12 protein-coding genes, 1 tRNA gene and 1 pseudogene are annotated in these 15,674 nt (G+C 63.0%); 10 read left to right on the top strand and 4 right to left on the bottom strand.

The genetic code is table 11. The features are described from left to right. Nucleotides 1-10 precede the first annotated feature (10 nt). From nuoN to ACFFNA_RS01800, 3 genes are read left to right on the top strand one after another with little or no spacing between them, the layout of a single operon-like run. Nucleotides 11-1,447 (top strand): NADH-quinone oxidoreductase subunit NuoN, encoded by a 1,437-nt coding sequence (gene nuoN, locus ACFFNA_RS01810; RefSeq protein WP_378915132.1) that lies wholly within the window; start codon nucleotides 11-13, stop codon nucleotides 1,445-1,447. 5 nt (nucleotides 1,448-1,452) lie between these two features. Further along, nucleotides 1,453-2,274, top strand: coding sequence for a biotin--[acetyl-CoA-carboxylase] ligase (locus tag ACFFNA_RS01805; RefSeq protein WP_111547554.1), 822 nt, complete (start codon nucleotides 1,453-1,455; stop codon nucleotides 2,272-2,274). Between the two features lie 34 nt (nucleotides 2,275-2,308). Next, entirely contained in the window at nucleotides 2,309-3,979 is a 1,671-nt protein-coding gene (locus ACFFNA_RS01800) for a ribonuclease J (RefSeq protein ID WP_378915129.1), read from the top strand. 16 nt (nucleotides 3,980-3,995) lie between these two features. On the opposite strand, the gene ACFFNA_RS01795 is transcribed toward ACFFNA_RS01800, so the two are convergent. Beyond that, a complete protein-coding gene (locus tag ACFFNA_RS01795; protein ID WP_378915127.1) occupies nucleotides 3,996-4,865 on the bottom strand; it encodes an MBL fold metallo-hydrolase in 870 nt (289 codons plus the stop codon). Between the two features lie 182 nt (nucleotides 4,866-5,047). Here ACFFNA_RS01795 and mce point away from each other — a divergent pair, with 182 nt between their 5' ends. The 6 genes from mce to ACFFNA_RS01765 all read left to right on the top strand — a co-directional run bounded on the left by mce (nucleotide 5,048) and on the right by ACFFNA_RS01765 (nucleotide 11,439). Further along, nucleotides 5,048-5,452, top strand: coding sequence for a methylmalonyl-CoA epimerase (gene mce / locus ACFFNA_RS01790; protein WP_378915125.1), 405 nt, complete (start codon nucleotides 5,048-5,050; stop codon nucleotides 5,450-5,452). Next, nucleotides 5,449-5,733, top strand: a complete 285-nt coding sequence (locus ACFFNA_RS01785) for a DUF1467 family protein (RefSeq protein ID WP_111547551.1) — start codon at nucleotides 5,449-5,451, stop codon at nucleotides 5,731-5,733. Before mce ends, ACFFNA_RS01785 begins: the two co-directional genes overlap by 4 nt. 633 nt (nucleotides 5,734-6,366) lie before the next feature. After that, entirely contained in the window at nucleotides 6,367-7,695 is a 1,329-nt protein-coding gene (gene proS, locus ACFFNA_RS01780) for a proline--tRNA ligase (RefSeq protein ID WP_378915123.1), read from the top strand. Then, a complete protein-coding gene (locus ACFFNA_RS01775; RefSeq protein WP_111547549.1) occupies nucleotides 7,692-8,978 on the top strand; it encodes a lipoprotein-releasing ABC transporter permease subunit in 1,287 nt (428 codons plus the stop codon). The genes proS and ACFFNA_RS01775 overlap by 4 nt, the downstream gene beginning before the upstream one ends. Continuing rightward, entirely contained in the window at nucleotides 8,975-9,667 is a 693-nt protein-coding gene (locus ACFFNA_RS01770; RefSeq protein ID WP_208647156.1) for an ABC transporter ATP-binding protein, read from the top strand. The genes ACFFNA_RS01775 and ACFFNA_RS01770 overlap by 4 nt, the downstream gene beginning before the upstream one ends. A 521-nt stretch (nucleotides 9,668-10,188) precedes the next feature. Then, nucleotides 10,189-11,439 carry a site-2 protease family protein gene (locus ACFFNA_RS01765; protein WP_111547548.1) on the top strand — a complete coding sequence of 417 codons (1,251 nt, stop codon included), beginning with the start codon at nucleotides 10,189-10,191 and terminating at the stop codon, nucleotides 11,437-11,439. Nucleotides 11,440-11,596: 157 nt separating this feature from the next. Here the strand turns inward: ACFFNA_RS01765 and lipB are convergent, their stop codons facing one another. Further along, nucleotides 11,597-12,340 (bottom strand): lipoyl(octanoyl) transferase LipB, encoded by a 744-nt coding sequence (gene lipB / locus ACFFNA_RS01760; protein ID WP_378915120.1) that lies wholly within the window; start codon nucleotides 12,338-12,340, stop codon nucleotides 11,597-11,599. A gap of 237 nt (nucleotides 12,341-12,577) precedes the next feature. Between lipB and ACFFNA_RS01755 the strand changes: the two genes are divergently transcribed. After that, nucleotides 12,578-12,662: transfer RNA gene (locus ACFFNA_RS01755), tRNA-Leu, on the top strand. Between the two features lie 165 nt (nucleotides 12,663-12,827). Here ACFFNA_RS01755 and ACFFNA_RS01750 read toward each other — a convergent pair. Further along, nucleotides 12,828-12,955: pseudogene (locus ACFFNA_RS01750) on the bottom strand (succinate--CoA ligase subunit alpha); the annotation flags it as partial. 17 nt (nucleotides 12,956-12,972) lie between these two features. Continuing rightward, nucleotides 12,973-15,657 carry a phosphoenolpyruvate carboxylase gene (locus tag ACFFNA_RS01745; protein WP_378915118.1) on the bottom strand — a complete coding sequence of 895 codons (2,685 nt, stop codon included), beginning with the start codon at nucleotides 15,655-15,657 and terminating at the stop codon, nucleotides 12,973-12,975. Nucleotides 15,658-15,674 lie beyond the last annotated feature (17 nt).

Raw genomic sequence — 15,674 nt, 5'->3', positions numbered from 1 at the left:
TTTGCGAACCATGACGCCGGACCTTCTCTCCAGCCTGTCGCTCTCGACGCCAGAGCTGATCCTTGCCATCGGTGCGCTGGCGCTGCTGATGGTCGGCGCCTATTCGCGCGCCAACACCGTCAACACGGTGACCGGCCTTGCCGTCGCCGTGCTGGTGATATCAGGCGCCTGGCTGATCTTCCATACCGGGCAGGGCAGCGCCTACGGCAACGCTTTCATCCAGGATTCCTTTGCCCACTTCATGAAGGTGCTGGCGCTGACCGGCTCGGCGGTGACGCTGGTGATGTCGATGCGCTTTGCCAAGGCGGAGCATTTCGACAAGTTCGAATATCCGGTGCTGGTGCTGCTCAGCACGCTCGGCATGATGCTGATGATCTCGGCCAACAGCATGATCGGGCTCTATCTCGGCCTCGAACTGCAATCGCTGGCGATCTATGTGTTGTGCGCGATCAATCGCGACAATCTGCGTTCGACCGAAGCTGGCCTCAAGTATTTCGTCCTCGGCGCGCTGTCGTCGGGCATGCTGCTCTACGGCATCAGCTTGGTCTACGGCTACACCGGCAACACCGGCTTCCAGGAGATTGCTTCGGCGCTGGGCAGCGGCGAGCGCCAGCTTGGCCTTGTTTTCGGCCTGGTGTTTGTGTTGGCCGGCCTTGCCTTCAAGATCTCGGCGGTGCCGTTCCACATGTGGACGCCCGACGTCTATGAAGGCGCGCCGACGCCGGTGACGGCCTTCCTGGCTGCGGCGCCCAAGATGGCGGCGATGGCGCTGATGGTGCGCGTCACCATGGGCGCGTTCAAGCCGATCGCGTCCGACTGGCAGCAGATCATCGTCTTCATCTCGATCGCCTCGATGGCGCTCGGCGCCTTCGCGGCGATCGGCCAGACCAACATCAAGCGACTGATGGCCTATTCCTCGATCGGCCACATGGGCTATGCGCTGGTCGGCCTTGCCGCCAACAGCCAGGCCGGCGTGCGGGGCGTTGCCATCTACATGCTGATCTACCTGGTGATGACGCTCGGCACCTTCGCCTTCATCCTCGCCATGCGGCGCAAGGAAGGCAATGTCGAGCAGATCAGCGACCTGGCCGGCCTGTCGTCGACCAACCCGATCATGGCGACGATCCTGACCATCTTGATGTTCTCGCTGGCCGGTATTCCGCCGCTCGCCGGTTTCTGGGGGAAATGGTACGTCTTCCTCGCCGCCATCAACGCCAATCTCTACGCGCTGGCGATCATTGGCGTGCTGGCCTCGGTGGTAGGCGCCTATTACTATCTGCGCATCATCAAGATCATGTGGTTCGACGAGCCGGTTGGCGGCTTTGTGCCGATGGCGACGGAATTGCGCCTCGTGCTCGGCGTCAGTGGCGCCTTCGTGCTGTTCTATGTGCTGATCGGCGGGCCGATCGGCACCTATGCCGAAGCCGCCGCCAAGACATTTTTCTAAACGGCATGGCATTTCGGCTGGCTCCAACCTCGGCGTCGGAAGGGTTCCGGCTCGAGGCGCATGACAGCGTCGGCTCCACCAACGCGCTGGCGCTGGACCATGCCCGGGCAGGCGACCCGGGCAGATTGTGGGTCGTTTCCAAGAAGCAGGAGAGTGGGCGCGGACGGCGAGGCCGCGTCTGGGCGACGCCGGAAGGCAATCTGGCGGCGACGCTGCTTGTCATCACCACTGCCGAGCTTCGCCTTGCCGCGACGCTTGGCTTCGTTGCCGGGCTGGCGTTGGCCGATGCACTCGACGCGGTCGTGCCGAAGGGGCGGATCGCCATCGGCCTCGACGGCGCAAGTGCTGGCAAAAACCGTTTCGAGCTGAAATGGCCGAACGACGTGCTTGCCTCCGGCGCCAAGCTGGCCGGCATCCTGCTGGAATCGGCGATCCTGGACGGCGGCCGTTTCGCGGTGGCGGTCGGCATCGGCGTCAATGTTGTGGCATATCCCGAGGATTTGCCTTATCCGGCAACATCATTGCGCGCGCTGGGCGCGACATGCGATGCGGAAACATTGTTTCTGGCGCTGTCGGATGCCTGGAGCGAGAATGCCCGGTTGTGGGACGAGGGGCGCGGACTTGCCGCCGTCAGGCGACGCTGGCTGGCACGCGCGGCGGGGCTAGGCGGCGAGGTTGCTGTCAGAATTGACGGTAATGTGGTGCGTGGGGTGTTTGAAACCATTGACGAGGACTGCCGTTTTGTGATCCGCGACGATGAAGGTTCTATTCTGACGATCGCCGCCGGCGACGTGCATTTTGGCGCGGTCGCGTCTGCCCGCGTCTAACGGGCTTGGCCTGAGGGCCAGGAAGGGAAAAATCATGGCGAAAGCCGAAAACGCCGAACTCGTCTTCGTGCCGCTCGGCGGCGTCGGCGAGATCGGTATGAACTTCGCCCTCTACGGCTACGGCCCGCCGAGCGCGCGCGAGTGGATCGTTATCGATGTCGGCGTGACCTTCCCCGATGCCAGCTTGCCCGGCGTCGACCTTGTGCTGCCCGACACGCGCTTCATCGAGGAGAACCTCGCCAATCTGCGCGGCATCATCATCACGCATGCGCATGAAGACCATTATGGTGCGCTGCTCGACACCTGGCCGAAGATGAAGGCGCCGGTGTGGATGACGCCGTTCAGCGCCGGCCTGCTCGAAGCCAAGCGGCAGGGCGAGCAGGGCGCGCCGAAGATCCCGCTGACCATTTACAGGGCGGGCGAGAAATTCACTGTCGGCCCGTTCGAGATCGAGGCTATTCCGGTCGCACACTCCATCCCCGAGCCGATGTCGCTGGCCATCACGTCGCCGGCCGGCACCGTCATCCACACCGGCGACTGGAAGATCGATCCGGAGCCGACGATCGGCCCAAAGACCGACGAGGCGCGGTTCCGCGCCTACGGCGACAAGGGCGTTCTGGCGCTGATCTGCGATTCGACCAATGCGCTGCGGGAAGGCGAGTCACCCTCGGAAGTCGCTGTCGGCGAGGGCCTGAAGGGCGTCATCCAGGCCGCCAAGGGCCGCGTCGCCGTCACCACTTTCTCCTCCAATGTCGGCCGCATCGTCTCCATTGCCAAGGCGGCGCGCGATGCCGGCCGCCAGTGCCTGGTGCTCGGCCGCTCGCTGAAGCGGGTCATCGATGTGGCTGATGAACTCGGCTACATGGACGGGCTGCCGGAGTTCATCGCCGAAGAGGATTTTGGCTTCATCCCGCGCGAAAACCTGGTGATCATCTGCACCGGCAGCCAGGGCGAGCCGCTGGCGGCGCTGGCCAAGCTGTCGCGCGAAGAAATGAAGTCGGTGTCGCTGACGGCTGGCGACACGGTGGTGTTTTCGTCGCGCACGATTCCCGGCAATGAAAAGGCGATCCTCGAGATCAAGAACCGCCTGATCGACCTCGGCATCAAGATCATCGAGGACGGCGACGCGCTGGTGCATGTTTCCGGCCACCCGCGGCGCAGCGAATTGCGCAAGATGTACGAATGGGTGCGCCCGCAGATCGGCGTTCCCGTGCATGGCGAGGCGGCGCATCTGGTGGCGCAGGGGTCGCTGATGTCGACCTCCGGCATTGGCCAGGTGGCGCAGGTGCGCGACGGCGACATGCTCAGGCTCGCTCCCGGCCCCGCCACCATCATCGACCAGGTGCCGTTCGGCCGCATCTACAAGGACGGCAATTTGATCGGCACCGATCAGGCGATGGGCATTCGCGACCGGCGCAAGCTGTCCTTTGCCGGCCATGTCGCGGTCAATGTCGTGCTCGACGACAAATATGAGCTTGCCGGCGATCCCGATCTGGTCGCCATCGGCATCGCCGAGGCCGATGCGCGCGGTGAGACGCTCGAGGATCTGATGATCGATGCGGCTGTCGGCGCGGTGGATTCGATCCCCCGTCAGCGCCGAAAAGACCTCGACCTGGTGCAAGAGGCGGTACGGCGCGCTGTGCGCGGCGCTGCCAACGAAGCCTGGGGCAAGAAACCGCTGGTGACGGTGTTTGTCACCCGGTGAGGGTGGCAGCCGGTCGCTACACGTTCAGCTGGTAGCTGACGGGAAGCCAACGAAAAGAACCGTTCACTGGCTCGATGTAGCCCAGTCCTGGAAATGGCATGTGATGGCCAGCGATCAGCAGACGCTGCTCTGCGGCCATCTTTAGCAGTCGCTTGCGGGTCTCGACGGCTTGCTCTTTGTCATCATCCAGATCAGCACGCCACTCCGGCCGTTGGATGGACACGACATAATGCAGGAAGGCGTCCGACCAGATGAGCAATTGCTGGCCGTCGCTTTCGACGAGAAACGCCAGGAGCCCGGGGGAATGACCGGCTGCGTCGATGGCGGTAATGCCTGGCACAACCTGATCTCCGGGCGCTATGAATGTCACCTGGTCTGTAAGGCTGCTGCAAATTCGTCTGAATAGATCACGGTTGGCCAATCTGGCCTCGCGCACCGCATTCCCCCCGGTCCAGAAGCTGAATTCCGCCGCGCCGAATACATAGCGTGCCCGCCTGAAAACGGGTTCGCCATTCTTCACAAGCCCTCCGATGTGATCCGGGTGCCCGTGGGTGATAATCACCACATCGATGTCACCCGGTCCGAGCCCAAGGTCCTGTAGGCATTCCAGAAGTGAACTGTCCTCGTCTCCGCATCCGGTGTCGAACAGGATCTTTTCGGAACCGGTGTCGATCAGCGTTGGGATGAAGCAGTGCTCGTAGCGATCGCGGTCGATGAAGTTCGAGGCGGCGAGTTCGTGCACTGCGGTTGGCGAGTGTCCGGGTGCCAGGGCCGATGCAAGGTTGTCGCGAACATCGACGGCATCGAGCAAAGTGGCAACTTTGAATGAGCCAAGGCTGAATATGAAAACGTGTGGGCGGGCAGGGCGGGTGTCGAACATTGCCATTTGTACTTCGCAGTTGCCGATTGGAACAGCCTGGGTCGCGATTTTGAAACTTTCCACTCGTTCGAGGGAATTCGAAGACGGCTCGTCAAAGTGCGACAGTGCGCGCCTCGTGAAAGGCTGTTGGTATCCGTCGATTTGACGTATGACGCCAGCCATCGGGACCCAGGAGGGAAAGCTCGGATATGCTCGGACGCCTGAACCATGTCGCGCTTGCCGTGCCGGATCTGGCGGCGGCCGTTGCCGCCTATCGCAACACGCTCGGCGCCGAAGTGACGGAGCCGCAGGCACTGCCGGAGCATGGTGTGACGGTGGTGTTCGTCAATGTCGGCAACACCAAGATCGAACTTCTGGAGCCGCTGGGCGAGAACTCGCCGATCGCCGCCTTCCTGGGGAAGAACCCTTCCGGCGGCATGCACCATCTTTGCTACGAGGTCGACGACATCCTGGCCGCGCGCGACCAGCTCAAGGCCGCCGGCGCGCGCGTGCTGGGCGACGGCAATCCGAAGACCGGGGCGCATGGCAAGCCGGTGCTGTTCCTGCATCCGAAGGATTTCTTCGGCACGCTGATCGAACTGGAGCAATCATGAGCTGGGTTTCGTTCACCGCACTTTTCTTCGCCACTTGGTGGATCGTGCTGTTCGTCGTGCTGCCGTTCAGCATCAGGACACAGGACGATGATCACGACGTGACGCTGGGCACGGTTCCAAGTGCGCCACGCGGCCCGCATATGCTGCGCGCCGTCCTTCGAACCACCGTCGCCACGGCGGTTCTCATGGGCATTTTCTATGGCCTGACGAAAGGGTTGGGATACAGCCTCGACGAGGTGCCGCACATCATTCCGGAATTCAGTCAGACCCCAACGAAATAGACCGTTTTCCGGCCCGCGTTTCAGCACATTCGAGATCGACACGAGATCGCCTGGAGGCCCACGGCGATTCTGGCCTTGCGCCGGTTGACGCAGGGTCATCCAGTTTGTCAATCTCTGCTGCTAACCAGATGTTTGCACAAAAAAAATGCAAGGCACGAGGCCTTGCAATTTAAACGCGTCCGATCTGTTTCCGGTTTCCGGCGGCAGCGAGTAACCGCGCCTAGATCGCATCCTCCCAAGACTTTGACCGCGTAGGAGAGCAGATTTTTCTCTACCCTCTCGGTTATCGGGGCACATTAGACCAACGCGAATGAAAATGTCACGAAGAATTTTGCCTTGAAACGGGCATTCTCGTGCTGCACTGCACAATAGTGTGGCAGGCTTTGCTTGGGAAACGACCAGTAAGATGCGTACGGCACTGCGGCGCCCTTGGAGCGCCGCGCGTCCGCGGGCCGCGCAAAGGACCTCCGACACGTTCGACCCCACGCATCGTGCCCTTCCGAAAGCCGATTTCCGATTTTCGGGCCGATGCGTCCGGGTTTCCATTCCGCCATGAAATGGCTATGAAGCCGGGGCAAGCAAGCCCGTGTCGCGCCGATTCCCGCGCGGCCATCCTCACTCACGGACCAGTCCATGCGTTTGTCGCGCTATTTCCTGCCGATCCTCAAAGAAAATCCGCGCGAGGCCGAAATCGTCTCGCACCGGCTGATGCTGCGTGCCGGCATGATCCGCCAGCAGGGGCAGGGCAGTTTTTCGTGGCTGCCACTCGGCAAGCGGGTGCTGGACAAGGTTTGCCGGATCATCCGCGAGGAGCAGAATCGCGCCGGCGCGCTGGAAATCCTGATGCCGACCATCCAGTCGGCGGATCTGTGGCGCGAAAGCGGCCGCTATGACGATTACGGCAAGGAGATGCTGCGCATCAAGGACCGGCAGGACCGCGACATGCTCTACGGTCCGACCAATGAGGAAGTGGTCACCGAGATCGTGCGCGCTTACGTGAAGTCCTACAAGGACCTGCCGCTCAATCTCTACCACATCCAGTGGAAGTTCCGCGACGAAGTGCGGCCGCGCTTCGGCGTCATGCGTTCGCGCGAATTCCTGATGAAGGACGCTTACTCCTTCGACCTCGACTTTGAGGGCGCCAAGGCGGCCTACAACAGGATGTTCGTGTCCTATCTCAGGACGTTTACGCGCATGGGGCTGCAGGCGATTCCGATGCGGGCCGACACCGGGCCGATCGGCGGCGACCTCAGCCATGAATTCATCATCCTCGCCGACACCGGCGAGAGCCAGGTTTTCTGCCATCGCGACTATCTTTCGCTCGATGTGCCCGGAGAGAAGACCGACTTCGCCAACGACGCCGAGATCGGCGACATCGTCAAGACATGGACGACGCCCTACGCCGCCACGGACGAGATGCATGACGAGGCGGCGTGGGAAAAGATCGGCGACAACGACAAGGTTTCGGCGCGCGGCATCGAGGTCGGCCACATCTTCCATTTCGGCGACAAATATTCCAAGCCGATGGGCGCCAAGGTTACCGGGCCCGACGGCAAGGATCATTTCGTCTCCGGCGGCTCCTACGGCATCGGTCCGTCGCGCTTGGTCGCAGCGATCATCGAAGCCAGCCATGACGACAACGGCATCATCTGGCCGGAAGCGGTGGCGCCGTTCGACATCGGACTGATCAACATGAAGGCGGGCGACGCCGAGTGCGACCGCGTCTGCGACGAGTTGCATGCCGCTTTCGTCGCCGCCGGCAAGGATGTGCTCTACGACGACACCGACCAGCGGCCCGGCGGCAAGTTCGCCACCGCCGATCTGATCGGCCTGCCGTGGCAAGTCATCGTCGGACCGCGCGGCGTGGCTAGCGGCGAGATCGAGATCAAGAATCGCAAGACCGGCGAGCGCGAGACGCTGCCTATCGCCGATGCGAAAAAACGATTCGGTGTCGCCGCATGAGCGAAGTGGCGGCAGCAAGAACAGCGGGCGCCGGGCCCTTTTCCATCTTCGAGCGCATGGTTGCCTGGCGCTACCTGCGCTCGCGACGCAAGGAGACGGTGATCTCGGTGATCGCCTCGATCTCCTTCCTCGGCATCATGCTGGGGGTCGCCACGCTGATCGTGGTGATGGCAGTGATGAACGGCTTCCGGGCGGAGCTTTTGACGCGCATTCTCGGCGTCAACGGCCATCTGATCGCGCAGCCGCTCGATTCGCCGCTTGAGGATTATGCGCAGGTCGCCGGCCGCATCAACGGCGTGCCCGGCGTCAAATACGCCATCCCTCTGATCGACGGCCAGGTGCTGGCGCAGGGCAATGTCGGCGGCGGAACCGGCGCGCTGGTGCGCGGCATCCGCGGCGAGGATCTCAGCAAGATTGCCATCGTCGCCGCCAACGTCAAGCAGGGCTCGATCGCCGGTTTCGACACTGGCGAGGGCGTCGCCATCGGCAAGCGCATGGCCGAGAATCTCGGCCTGGCGCTCGGCGATACCATCACCTTGATCTCGCCCGACGGCGACGTGACGCCGCTCGGCACGACACCGCGCATGAAGGGCTATCCGATCACCGCGATCTTCGAAGTCGGCATGTCGGAATATGACAGTTCCATCGTCTACATGCCCTTCTCGGAGGCGCAGCTCTATTTCAACATGGACGGCCGCGCGCAGACGATCGAGATCTATGTCGACAATCCCGACGATGTCGACGCGCTGAAACCGAAGGTGGAGGAGGCGGCGCAGCGGCCGATCGACCTCGTCGACTGGCGCCAGCGCAACGAGACCTTCTTTTCCGCCCTGCAGGTCGAGCGCAACGTCATGTTCATGATCCTGACGCTGATCGTGCTGGTGGCGGCGCTGAACATCATTTCGGGCCTGATCATGCTGGTCAAGGACAAGGGGCATGACATCGCCATCCTGCGCACCATGGGGGCGTCGCGCGGCGCCATCCTGCGCATCTTCCTGATGACGGGGGCTGCGATCGGCGTGACCGGCACGATCGCCGGCGTTCTGCTCGGCGTTCTGATCTGCACCAACATCGAATCCATCCGCCAGTTCTTCTCCTGGATGACCGGCAAGGTGCTGTTCAACCCGGAACTCTATTTCCTCAGCCAGCTGCCGGCGAAAATGGATCCGCGCGAGACGACCTATGTCATCCTGATGGCGCTCGGGCTGTCCTTCCTGGCAACTGTATTTCCGGCGTGGCGGGCCGCCCGGCTCGATCCCGTTGAAGCCTTGAGGTATGAATGATGGCCGAGGCCATTATCGAGCTGAAGAGCGTTGAGCGGCACTACGTTCAGGGGCCGCGCAAGCTCACCATTCTCAACGGCGCCGATTTCTCGCTGAGGCGCGGCGAGATGGTGGCGCTGGTGGCGCCGTCGGGCACCGGCAAGTCGACGCTGTTGCACACTGCCGGCCTGCTTGAGCGTCCCGACGCCGGCGACGTCATCCTGGCCGGCCGTGCCTGTGGGCGGCTCTCCGATGACGAGCGTACGGCGATCCGCCGCAACGATGTCGGCTTCGTCTATCAGTTCCATCACCTGCTGCCGGAATTCTCGGCGCTGGAAAACATCATGATGCCGCAGCTCATCAAAGGGCTGAGCCGCAAGGAGGCGTCCGAGCGCGCGGCGCAGCTGCTCGACTACATGCAGATCGGCAAGCGCGCGTCGCACCGTCCGTCCGAGCTTTCCGGCGGCGAGCAGCAGCGCGTCGCCATTGCGCGTGCGGTTGCCAATGCGCCGCTGGTGCTGCTGGCCGACGAGCCGACCGGCAATCTCGACCCGGTCACCGCCTCCTATGTGTTCGAGGCGCTGGCGGCGCTGGTCAAGCAATCGGGCCTCGCGGCGCTGATCGCCACCCACAATCACGAACTGGCCTCGCGCATGGACCGGCGCGTCACGCTGGCCGACGGCAAAGTGGTGCCGCTCGGCTCGGGCTGACCTCAATCTCGGCAGACCTTGGCGGGCTCGCCAGGAGTCCGCCACCAGCGCGCGTTTTCGCTCCATTGATAGCCGACGCACGCCCGTCAACCTTTCCTTAACCCTGCCGATTTGTTCGCCCGGAATTCCGGATGCCGCCGGATTCCGGTCGTTGACATTCGAACAAAATTAGAACAAAATACGAACATATCAACAACAGGAGAGAGTTATGACCGATCTGGTTCAGGATGTCGTCTCGCTGGTTTGCATGAGCACCTTTCTCATTTCCATGGCGATCTGGATCGGAGCCATGTGATTTGGCGTTGAGGGCGTGGCGCGAACGCACGCGTCCCTTCGTCGCGCCGCCCCTCACGCTTACCCTCTCCCCGTCAAAAACGGGGAGAGGGTACTTCAACGCTGGCGTCATGCCTTTCATTGAACGCTGACGCGGATGGCTTGCGACCGGGAACCGAGTTTTCCTGTTAAGCTTTTCTTGCCGCCACGACGTTAGGGTGTGCCTCCAAGACAGGGAGCAACGTCGCGTGTCGCCCATCGTCACGGCCATCCTGGTGGCCAGCAATCTCGGGCTGATCTTTCTCTTGATGACCGTGCCGCTTGGTTTGCGCACGATCAGGCTCAGCCGTGTCGTGGCAATGGACCGGCAGCGCCTCTGGCAGGCGCTGTGGCCACTCGGCAGCGATGCCGGCTGGTCCGGTGAGATTCTTTCGGCCGAGGCGCTGGACAGCGAGGGCATGGCCCGCATCATGCTGTCCTGGGAAGGCCGCGACGGCAAGCCGATCGAGCGCAAGTCGCGGTTTGAAGACGTTGTCGAGGGCAGCCGGTTCTCGATGCGCGTCATCGAGGATACCGCGCTCGATACCTCGTTCTGGAAGGATTTTCGCGAGACCACCGAGCTCGTTTCCGAAGGCAGCGGCACGCGGGTCACGCTTGGCCAGACCGATCGCTATCGCGGCTTTGCCTTCCTGGTGTTCCGCTATTTCGCCATGCGCCGTGAACTCTCCAAGCTGCAGCGCTGGGCAAGGACCGGACAGTATCGCAAGGGCGGCTGGTTCGAGCATCCGCTCAGCCAGGTCGGCTTCGCCGCGCTGTCGGCGTTGATCCTGTGGCCGTTCTTCGGTCTTCACCTCGGCGGGCTGGCGCTGGCCGCGATCCTGACGTCGGTGGTGGCCCTGCACGAACTCGGCCATATGGCCGCGTTTCGCCTGATGGGTCACAGCAAGGCGCGCATGATCTTCATTCCTCTGCTCGGCGGCATCGCCATTGGCGGGCGGCCGTATGACAGTCGTTTCGAAGTGGCCTTCGTGGCATTGATGGGCGCCGGCTTCTCCGCCTTCCTGGTGCCGGTCGTCATCGCCGCCAGCACCTTTGCAGGCGCGGAGGGACATCGGCTGGCGGCGCTGCTGCTGGCGGCGCTGGCGGGCTTTGCTGCCCTGTTCAACATCGCCAATCTGGTGCCGGTGTGGAAGTTCGATGGCGGCCAGGTGCTGCGCCAGATCTGCCCGGGGCCGATCGTGCTGGCACTGGCTTCGTTCTCCCTGCTTTCGGCCTTCCTGGCGCTTGGCCGACAGGCCGGCTTCTCCCCAGGCTTTCTGCTCGCTGCGGGCGCGGTCTTTTCAATCCTCAGCCTGCTGACGATGAGCAGCGGGGTCAAGCCGCGCCACGAGTTGAAGCCGATCCGCACCGTCGACCGCTTCGTCATTGCCGGCGCATTACTGGCCGTGTTTGCCATCCATGGTTACGGCGTCCTGTGGGCATCCGCGCGGCTCATCTGAGGTGTGTTGATATTCAGGTGATGCCGGCCTGCGAACGGCGGCTTCCTGCGCTTCCGTACCCAAAGGTACGCTCCGCTCCGGTTCTCGGAATCCACCATTCTCGGCGCGGCCTGACCTGAATCTCAACACACCTTAAGCAGTTCTCAGGCGGGAAGCTTCAACCGGCCTTGCGGGCGGCTTCGACAGGCGAAGCCGTGGCTGGACCGAACACGTCCTCGAAGGCGGATTTCAGCGCCAGGTCGAGATCAGCCATCGTCAGGGGAAGGCCAAGGTCGACAAGGCTGGTGACGCCGTGTTCCTGCACGCCGCACGGCACGATGCCGCTGAAATGGTCGAGGTCCGGCTCGACATTGATGGCGATGCCGTGAAAGCTTACCCAACGCCGCAGCCTGATGCCGATGGCGGCGATCTTGTCTTCGGCCGGCGAGCCGTCCGGCAGGGCAGGGCGATCAGGCCGCACCACCCAGACGCCGACCCGGTCCTCGCGGCGCTCGCCCTGCACGTTGAAGGCGGCGAGCGTGCCGATGATCCATTGTTCGAGTGCCGCGACGAAGGCGCGAACATCCTCGCGCCGCCGCTTCAGGTCGAGCATGACGTAGGCGACCCGCTGGCCCGGCCCATGATAGGTGTATTCGCCGCCGCGCCCGGCCGCGAACACCGGAAAGCGGTTGGCGTCGATCAGGTCCTCGCTGCGGGCGCTGGTGCCGGCGGTGTAAAGCGGCGGATGTTCGACCAGCCAGACCATTTCGCCAGCGGCACCGCTTCGGATCGCCTCGGCGCGCGCCTCCATGAAGGCAAGCGCATCGGGATAGGCGGTGAGGCCAGGCTCGATGCGCCATTCGACCGGTGCTGAACCGGGGAGCGGCAGGAACGACGTGGCGATCTGGCTGCGTTCTGGCATGGCTTTTCGTTTTTTCCATTATGCATGTCGTGATCCCAAAACCGGCTTGCACTTTTGGGCGACATGCATTTGCCTCCCATATGGCGATATCGGGCCGAAACGTCCAGTTCCGGCTACGCATTCCAATCCTGTGGAGCGTTATGCCAATCGCTGGCGATTATTGCTTGCCGCGCACTTGTTTCGCCGGAAACGATTTGCTACACGCCGCGAGCCGGTCGGTTCCGGCTCCTACCACGTGCGGTCGTGGCGGAATTGGTAGACGCGCAGCGTTGAGGTCGCTGTGGGGCAACCCGTGGAAGTTCGAGTCTTCTCGACCGCACCAAAATTTCCCTGACAGATTGCTTCTGGCAAGCCGGGGCGGCAAGCGATGACACGTCGCGGCCACAGGGCTGCCCGAGGATCGAAACGACAGCGGCGGCGCGTCATTCAGACCACGCCGCCGCTTCGCTTTTTTCAATTGCCCCGAAAGCCAGCCTGATCGTGGAAATCAGGCGGCTTTCTTCACCCGGGTCAGGGTATCGGCCACGACCTACCCGAGGACGATGGCGTCGGCACGATGACGACGCCGGCCTCCTTCAGGATTTCGACCTTTTCCTGCGCCGACTCATAGGTCGCTCGGCAAAAGGCCGGACCTATCCCGTCCACCCAAGGCCAGCCGAGATGCAATTGATCGATACAAGCAGAGCGTCGGTCGACCGCTTTTGATCCGCCGCGCCGGTATTTGCCCGAACTTCACGCAGCAGATCGACCTGCAGTCGGTGAATGTCATCCATCTGTCGCCGCAGATTGTCGAAACGCCGCTTGAACATCGGAAAACGCGCGGAAAGATCGCCTCCCGTGACGTCACCAATCAGGCGTCGCGTCAACTCGTATTCGGCGGCGATGCGGGCGTAGATTCGTCGGGCCGCATCGCTGTCGGACACCAGGCAGGCGTAAAGCCCCGCGATCTCCATGTCGGACTGGTAAAGCGTCTTCTCGGCCTCGTCGACGATCAAGCGGAAGAAGCGCGAGTGCTCGAACATGCGAGCCAGAAGTTCGCGCCCGGCCTCGCCGCGCACAGCGACGAAAGAGCTAAGCGCGCTGCCGATGCCATACCAGCCGGTCAACAGATGACGGTTCTGGCTCCAGGCGAACACCCATGGAATGGCGCGCAGGTCAGCAATGCCGCTGGCGCCGAAACGGCGCTCCGGCCGTGACCCCATTTTCAGGAGCGCCAGCTCCGCGACCGGGCTCGCCTGGTTGAAATAATGGAGGAAACCGGGCTCAGCCATCAACCTGGCGTAGGATGCCTGCGACATGCCTGCCAGCGCTTCCAGCGCTTCGTCGAACTCCGGCGTTTCCTTCGGCTCGACATCACCGGGCGATCCGACACCGTGGGCCAGCACGCCGGCGGCGAGAACCTCGAGCTGGTTGAGGCCGGTGCCGCGATTGGCGAATTTCGACGATACGACCTCGCCCTGCTCCGTTACCCGCATGGTTCTGGCGACAGTGCCTTCCGGTTGTGCCGCGATCGCCCGGCCGGTCGGCGCGCCGCCACGGCTGACAGAGCCGCCGCGACCGTGAAAGAAACTGATCCTGACGTTGTGCTTGCGCCCGACGGCAGCGAGGCGCTTTTGCGCTTTTGCCAGTTCCCAATTGGAAGCCAGGAAACCGCCGTCCTTGTTGGAATCTGAATAACCGAGCATGATTTCCTGGCGCGCGCCGAAATCCCGCACCGTCTGCCTCACCAGCGAAACGCCGAGCAATCCATTCAGGATGCTCGGTGCGGCCTGTAGATCGGCGATGGTCTCGAACAATGGCACGATCCGCAGCCTGATTGTGCCGCCGCCACCGGGCGCGGTTGAAAGTCCGCAATATTGCGCCAGCAGATAGACCGCGAGCAGATCGTCGGCCGAGCGGGTCATGCTGAGAACGAAAGAGCCGACAGCGTCGGCATCCGAGCTGGAGATGTGCTCGCGGATAACGGAGAATGTCGAAAGCAGTTCACCTGCTTCAGGCGAGAGCCGGCCTGCGTCGATCTCCAGCCGCTCGCCCTGGCTGACGGCTGCGCGAATGCGCGCCGACCATTGCGGCGTGCCGGCTGCGACCGGATCGGCGGGATTTGTCAGCGCAAACAGCTCGGCCAGCACCCGGTTGACGACCGTGGAGTTCTGCCGGATGTCGAGCGAGACCGTACGGAAGCCGAAGCTTCCGACTTGCCAAAGCAGAGGCTGGATGAAACGCTTGGCTACCGCGCGCCCTCCGATCGCTTCGAGAACGGAAGACAGCCGGTTCAGATCAGCACGAAACGCCTCTGCCGAGAGATACGCCGCCGTACCGCCGTCTCGCGTGGCCACCAGCCGGGCAAACAAGGCCGAAGCGAACTGGCGAAGCGGTTCGTCAGGGTTGCGGGCGGCGATCACGTGCGCCAGTCCGCTTTTATCAAGCGCCGTTTGCAGCACCGGCTTGAAGCTGGCCGGCAGGTCGATGACGTTCGAGCTGGCGCTGAGCACCGTCACCAGCCGCTGCACCTGCGTCAGATACCAGCCTATGGCGGTATTGCGGTATTCGGCCATGGCATGGGCGGTGACTGCGGCAGTCACATTTGGATTGCCATCGCGGTCGCCGCCGATCCACGAGGCATAGCGTATGAATGAGGGAATTCTGATCGGCTCTCCCGGATAGTGACGCTCGAAGGCGCCCTGAAGCTTGCCATAGAGCTGCGGCGTTGCCTCGAAGATGACTTCGCGAAAGAAATGCAGGCCCCAGGCGATTTCGCGTTCGACCGTCGGGCGCTCCAGCCGCAGCTCGCCCGTCATCCACAGAAGCTCGATCTCGCTTTCCAGATCGGCGACCAACAGGGAGCGTTCGCGCGGAGCCCAGCGCGGCTGGTCGAGCTCGGTCAGCTTGCGATAGATACGGCGGTGGATCTCCAGCACCGTGACGCGTTTGGCCTCGGTCGGGTGCGCGGTCATGGTCGGGCCGACGCAAAGCTCATCGAGCGTCGCCTGGACTTCCTCCGCTGAGTGGCCGTTCGCTGCCATCTGCGCGATCACGCTAGCGAAGGACCCGGGCACTTCGTCGACACCCGCGCCTTGTTCGAGTTCGCGGCGCGCCCGCATGGCAAGCAACTCGTCTGCTATCGCCAGCAACTGGAACCATACGCCGCTCGCCTGAAGCGCCGGAATGCGCTGCTCCGCGGCGAGGGAGACAAGCGACCTACGTCCGGTCAGAACGGCGGCGATCTCGGGCTCACGCGCGCTTGCGACCTGAAGCAGCAAGCGCAACAGAAGGCTGCGCTCGTCCTCACGAAAGTTGATGCGTCTGCTCTGTTCCAAACCGTTTTCCTGATTCG

Origin of the sequence: Mesorhizobium kowhaii, assembly GCF_042431665.1 — a bacterium.
Classification (GTDB): Bacteria; Pseudomonadota; Alphaproteobacteria; order Rhizobiales; family Rhizobiaceae; genus Mesorhizobium; species Mesorhizobium kowhaii.
The sequence above is the reverse complement of the archived record's forward strand: the minus strand, read 5'-3'. Positions and strand labels throughout refer to the sequence as shown.

What these genes read in the sequence shown, in the direction of transcription:
- ACFFNA_RS01805 (WP_111547554.1), top strand. Translation starts at nt 1,453, where the DNA reads ATGGCATTTCGGCTGGCTCCAACCTCGGCGTCGGAAGGGTTCCGGCTC.
- proS (WP_378915123.1), top strand. Translation starts at nt 6,367, where the DNA reads ATGCGTTTGTCGCGCTATTTCCTGCCGATCCTCAAAGAAAATCCGCGC.
- lipB (WP_378915120.1), bottom strand. Translation starts at nt 12,340, where the DNA reads ATGCCAGAACGCAGCCAGATCGCCACGTCGTTCCTGCCGCTCCCCGGT.
- ACFFNA_RS01800 (WP_378915129.1), top strand. Translation starts at nt 2,309, where the DNA reads ATGGCGAAAGCCGAAAACGCCGAACTCGTCTTCGTGCCGCTCGGCGGC.
- ACFFNA_RS01795 (WP_378915127.1), bottom strand. Translation starts at nt 4,865, where the DNA reads ATGGCAATGTTCGACACCCGCCCTGCCCGCCCACACGTTTTCATATTC.
- ACFFNA_RS01785 (WP_111547551.1), top strand. Translation starts at nt 5,449, where the DNA reads ATGAGCTGGGTTTCGTTCACCGCACTTTTCTTCGCCACTTGGTGGATC.
- mce (WP_378915125.1), top strand. Translation starts at nt 5,048, where the DNA reads ATGCTCGGACGCCTGAACCATGTCGCGCTTGCCGTGCCGGATCTGGCG.
- ACFFNA_RS01775 (WP_111547549.1), top strand. Translation starts at nt 7,692, where the DNA reads ATGAGCGAAGTGGCGGCAGCAAGAACAGCGGGCGCCGGGCCCTTTTCC.
- ACFFNA_RS01770 (WP_208647156.1), top strand. Translation starts at nt 8,975, where the DNA reads ATGATGGCCGAGGCCATTATCGAGCTGAAGAGCGTTGAGCGGCACTAC.
- nuoN (WP_378915132.1), top strand. Translation starts at nt 11, where the DNA reads ATGACGCCGGACCTTCTCTCCAGCCTGTCGCTCTCGACGCCAGAGCTG.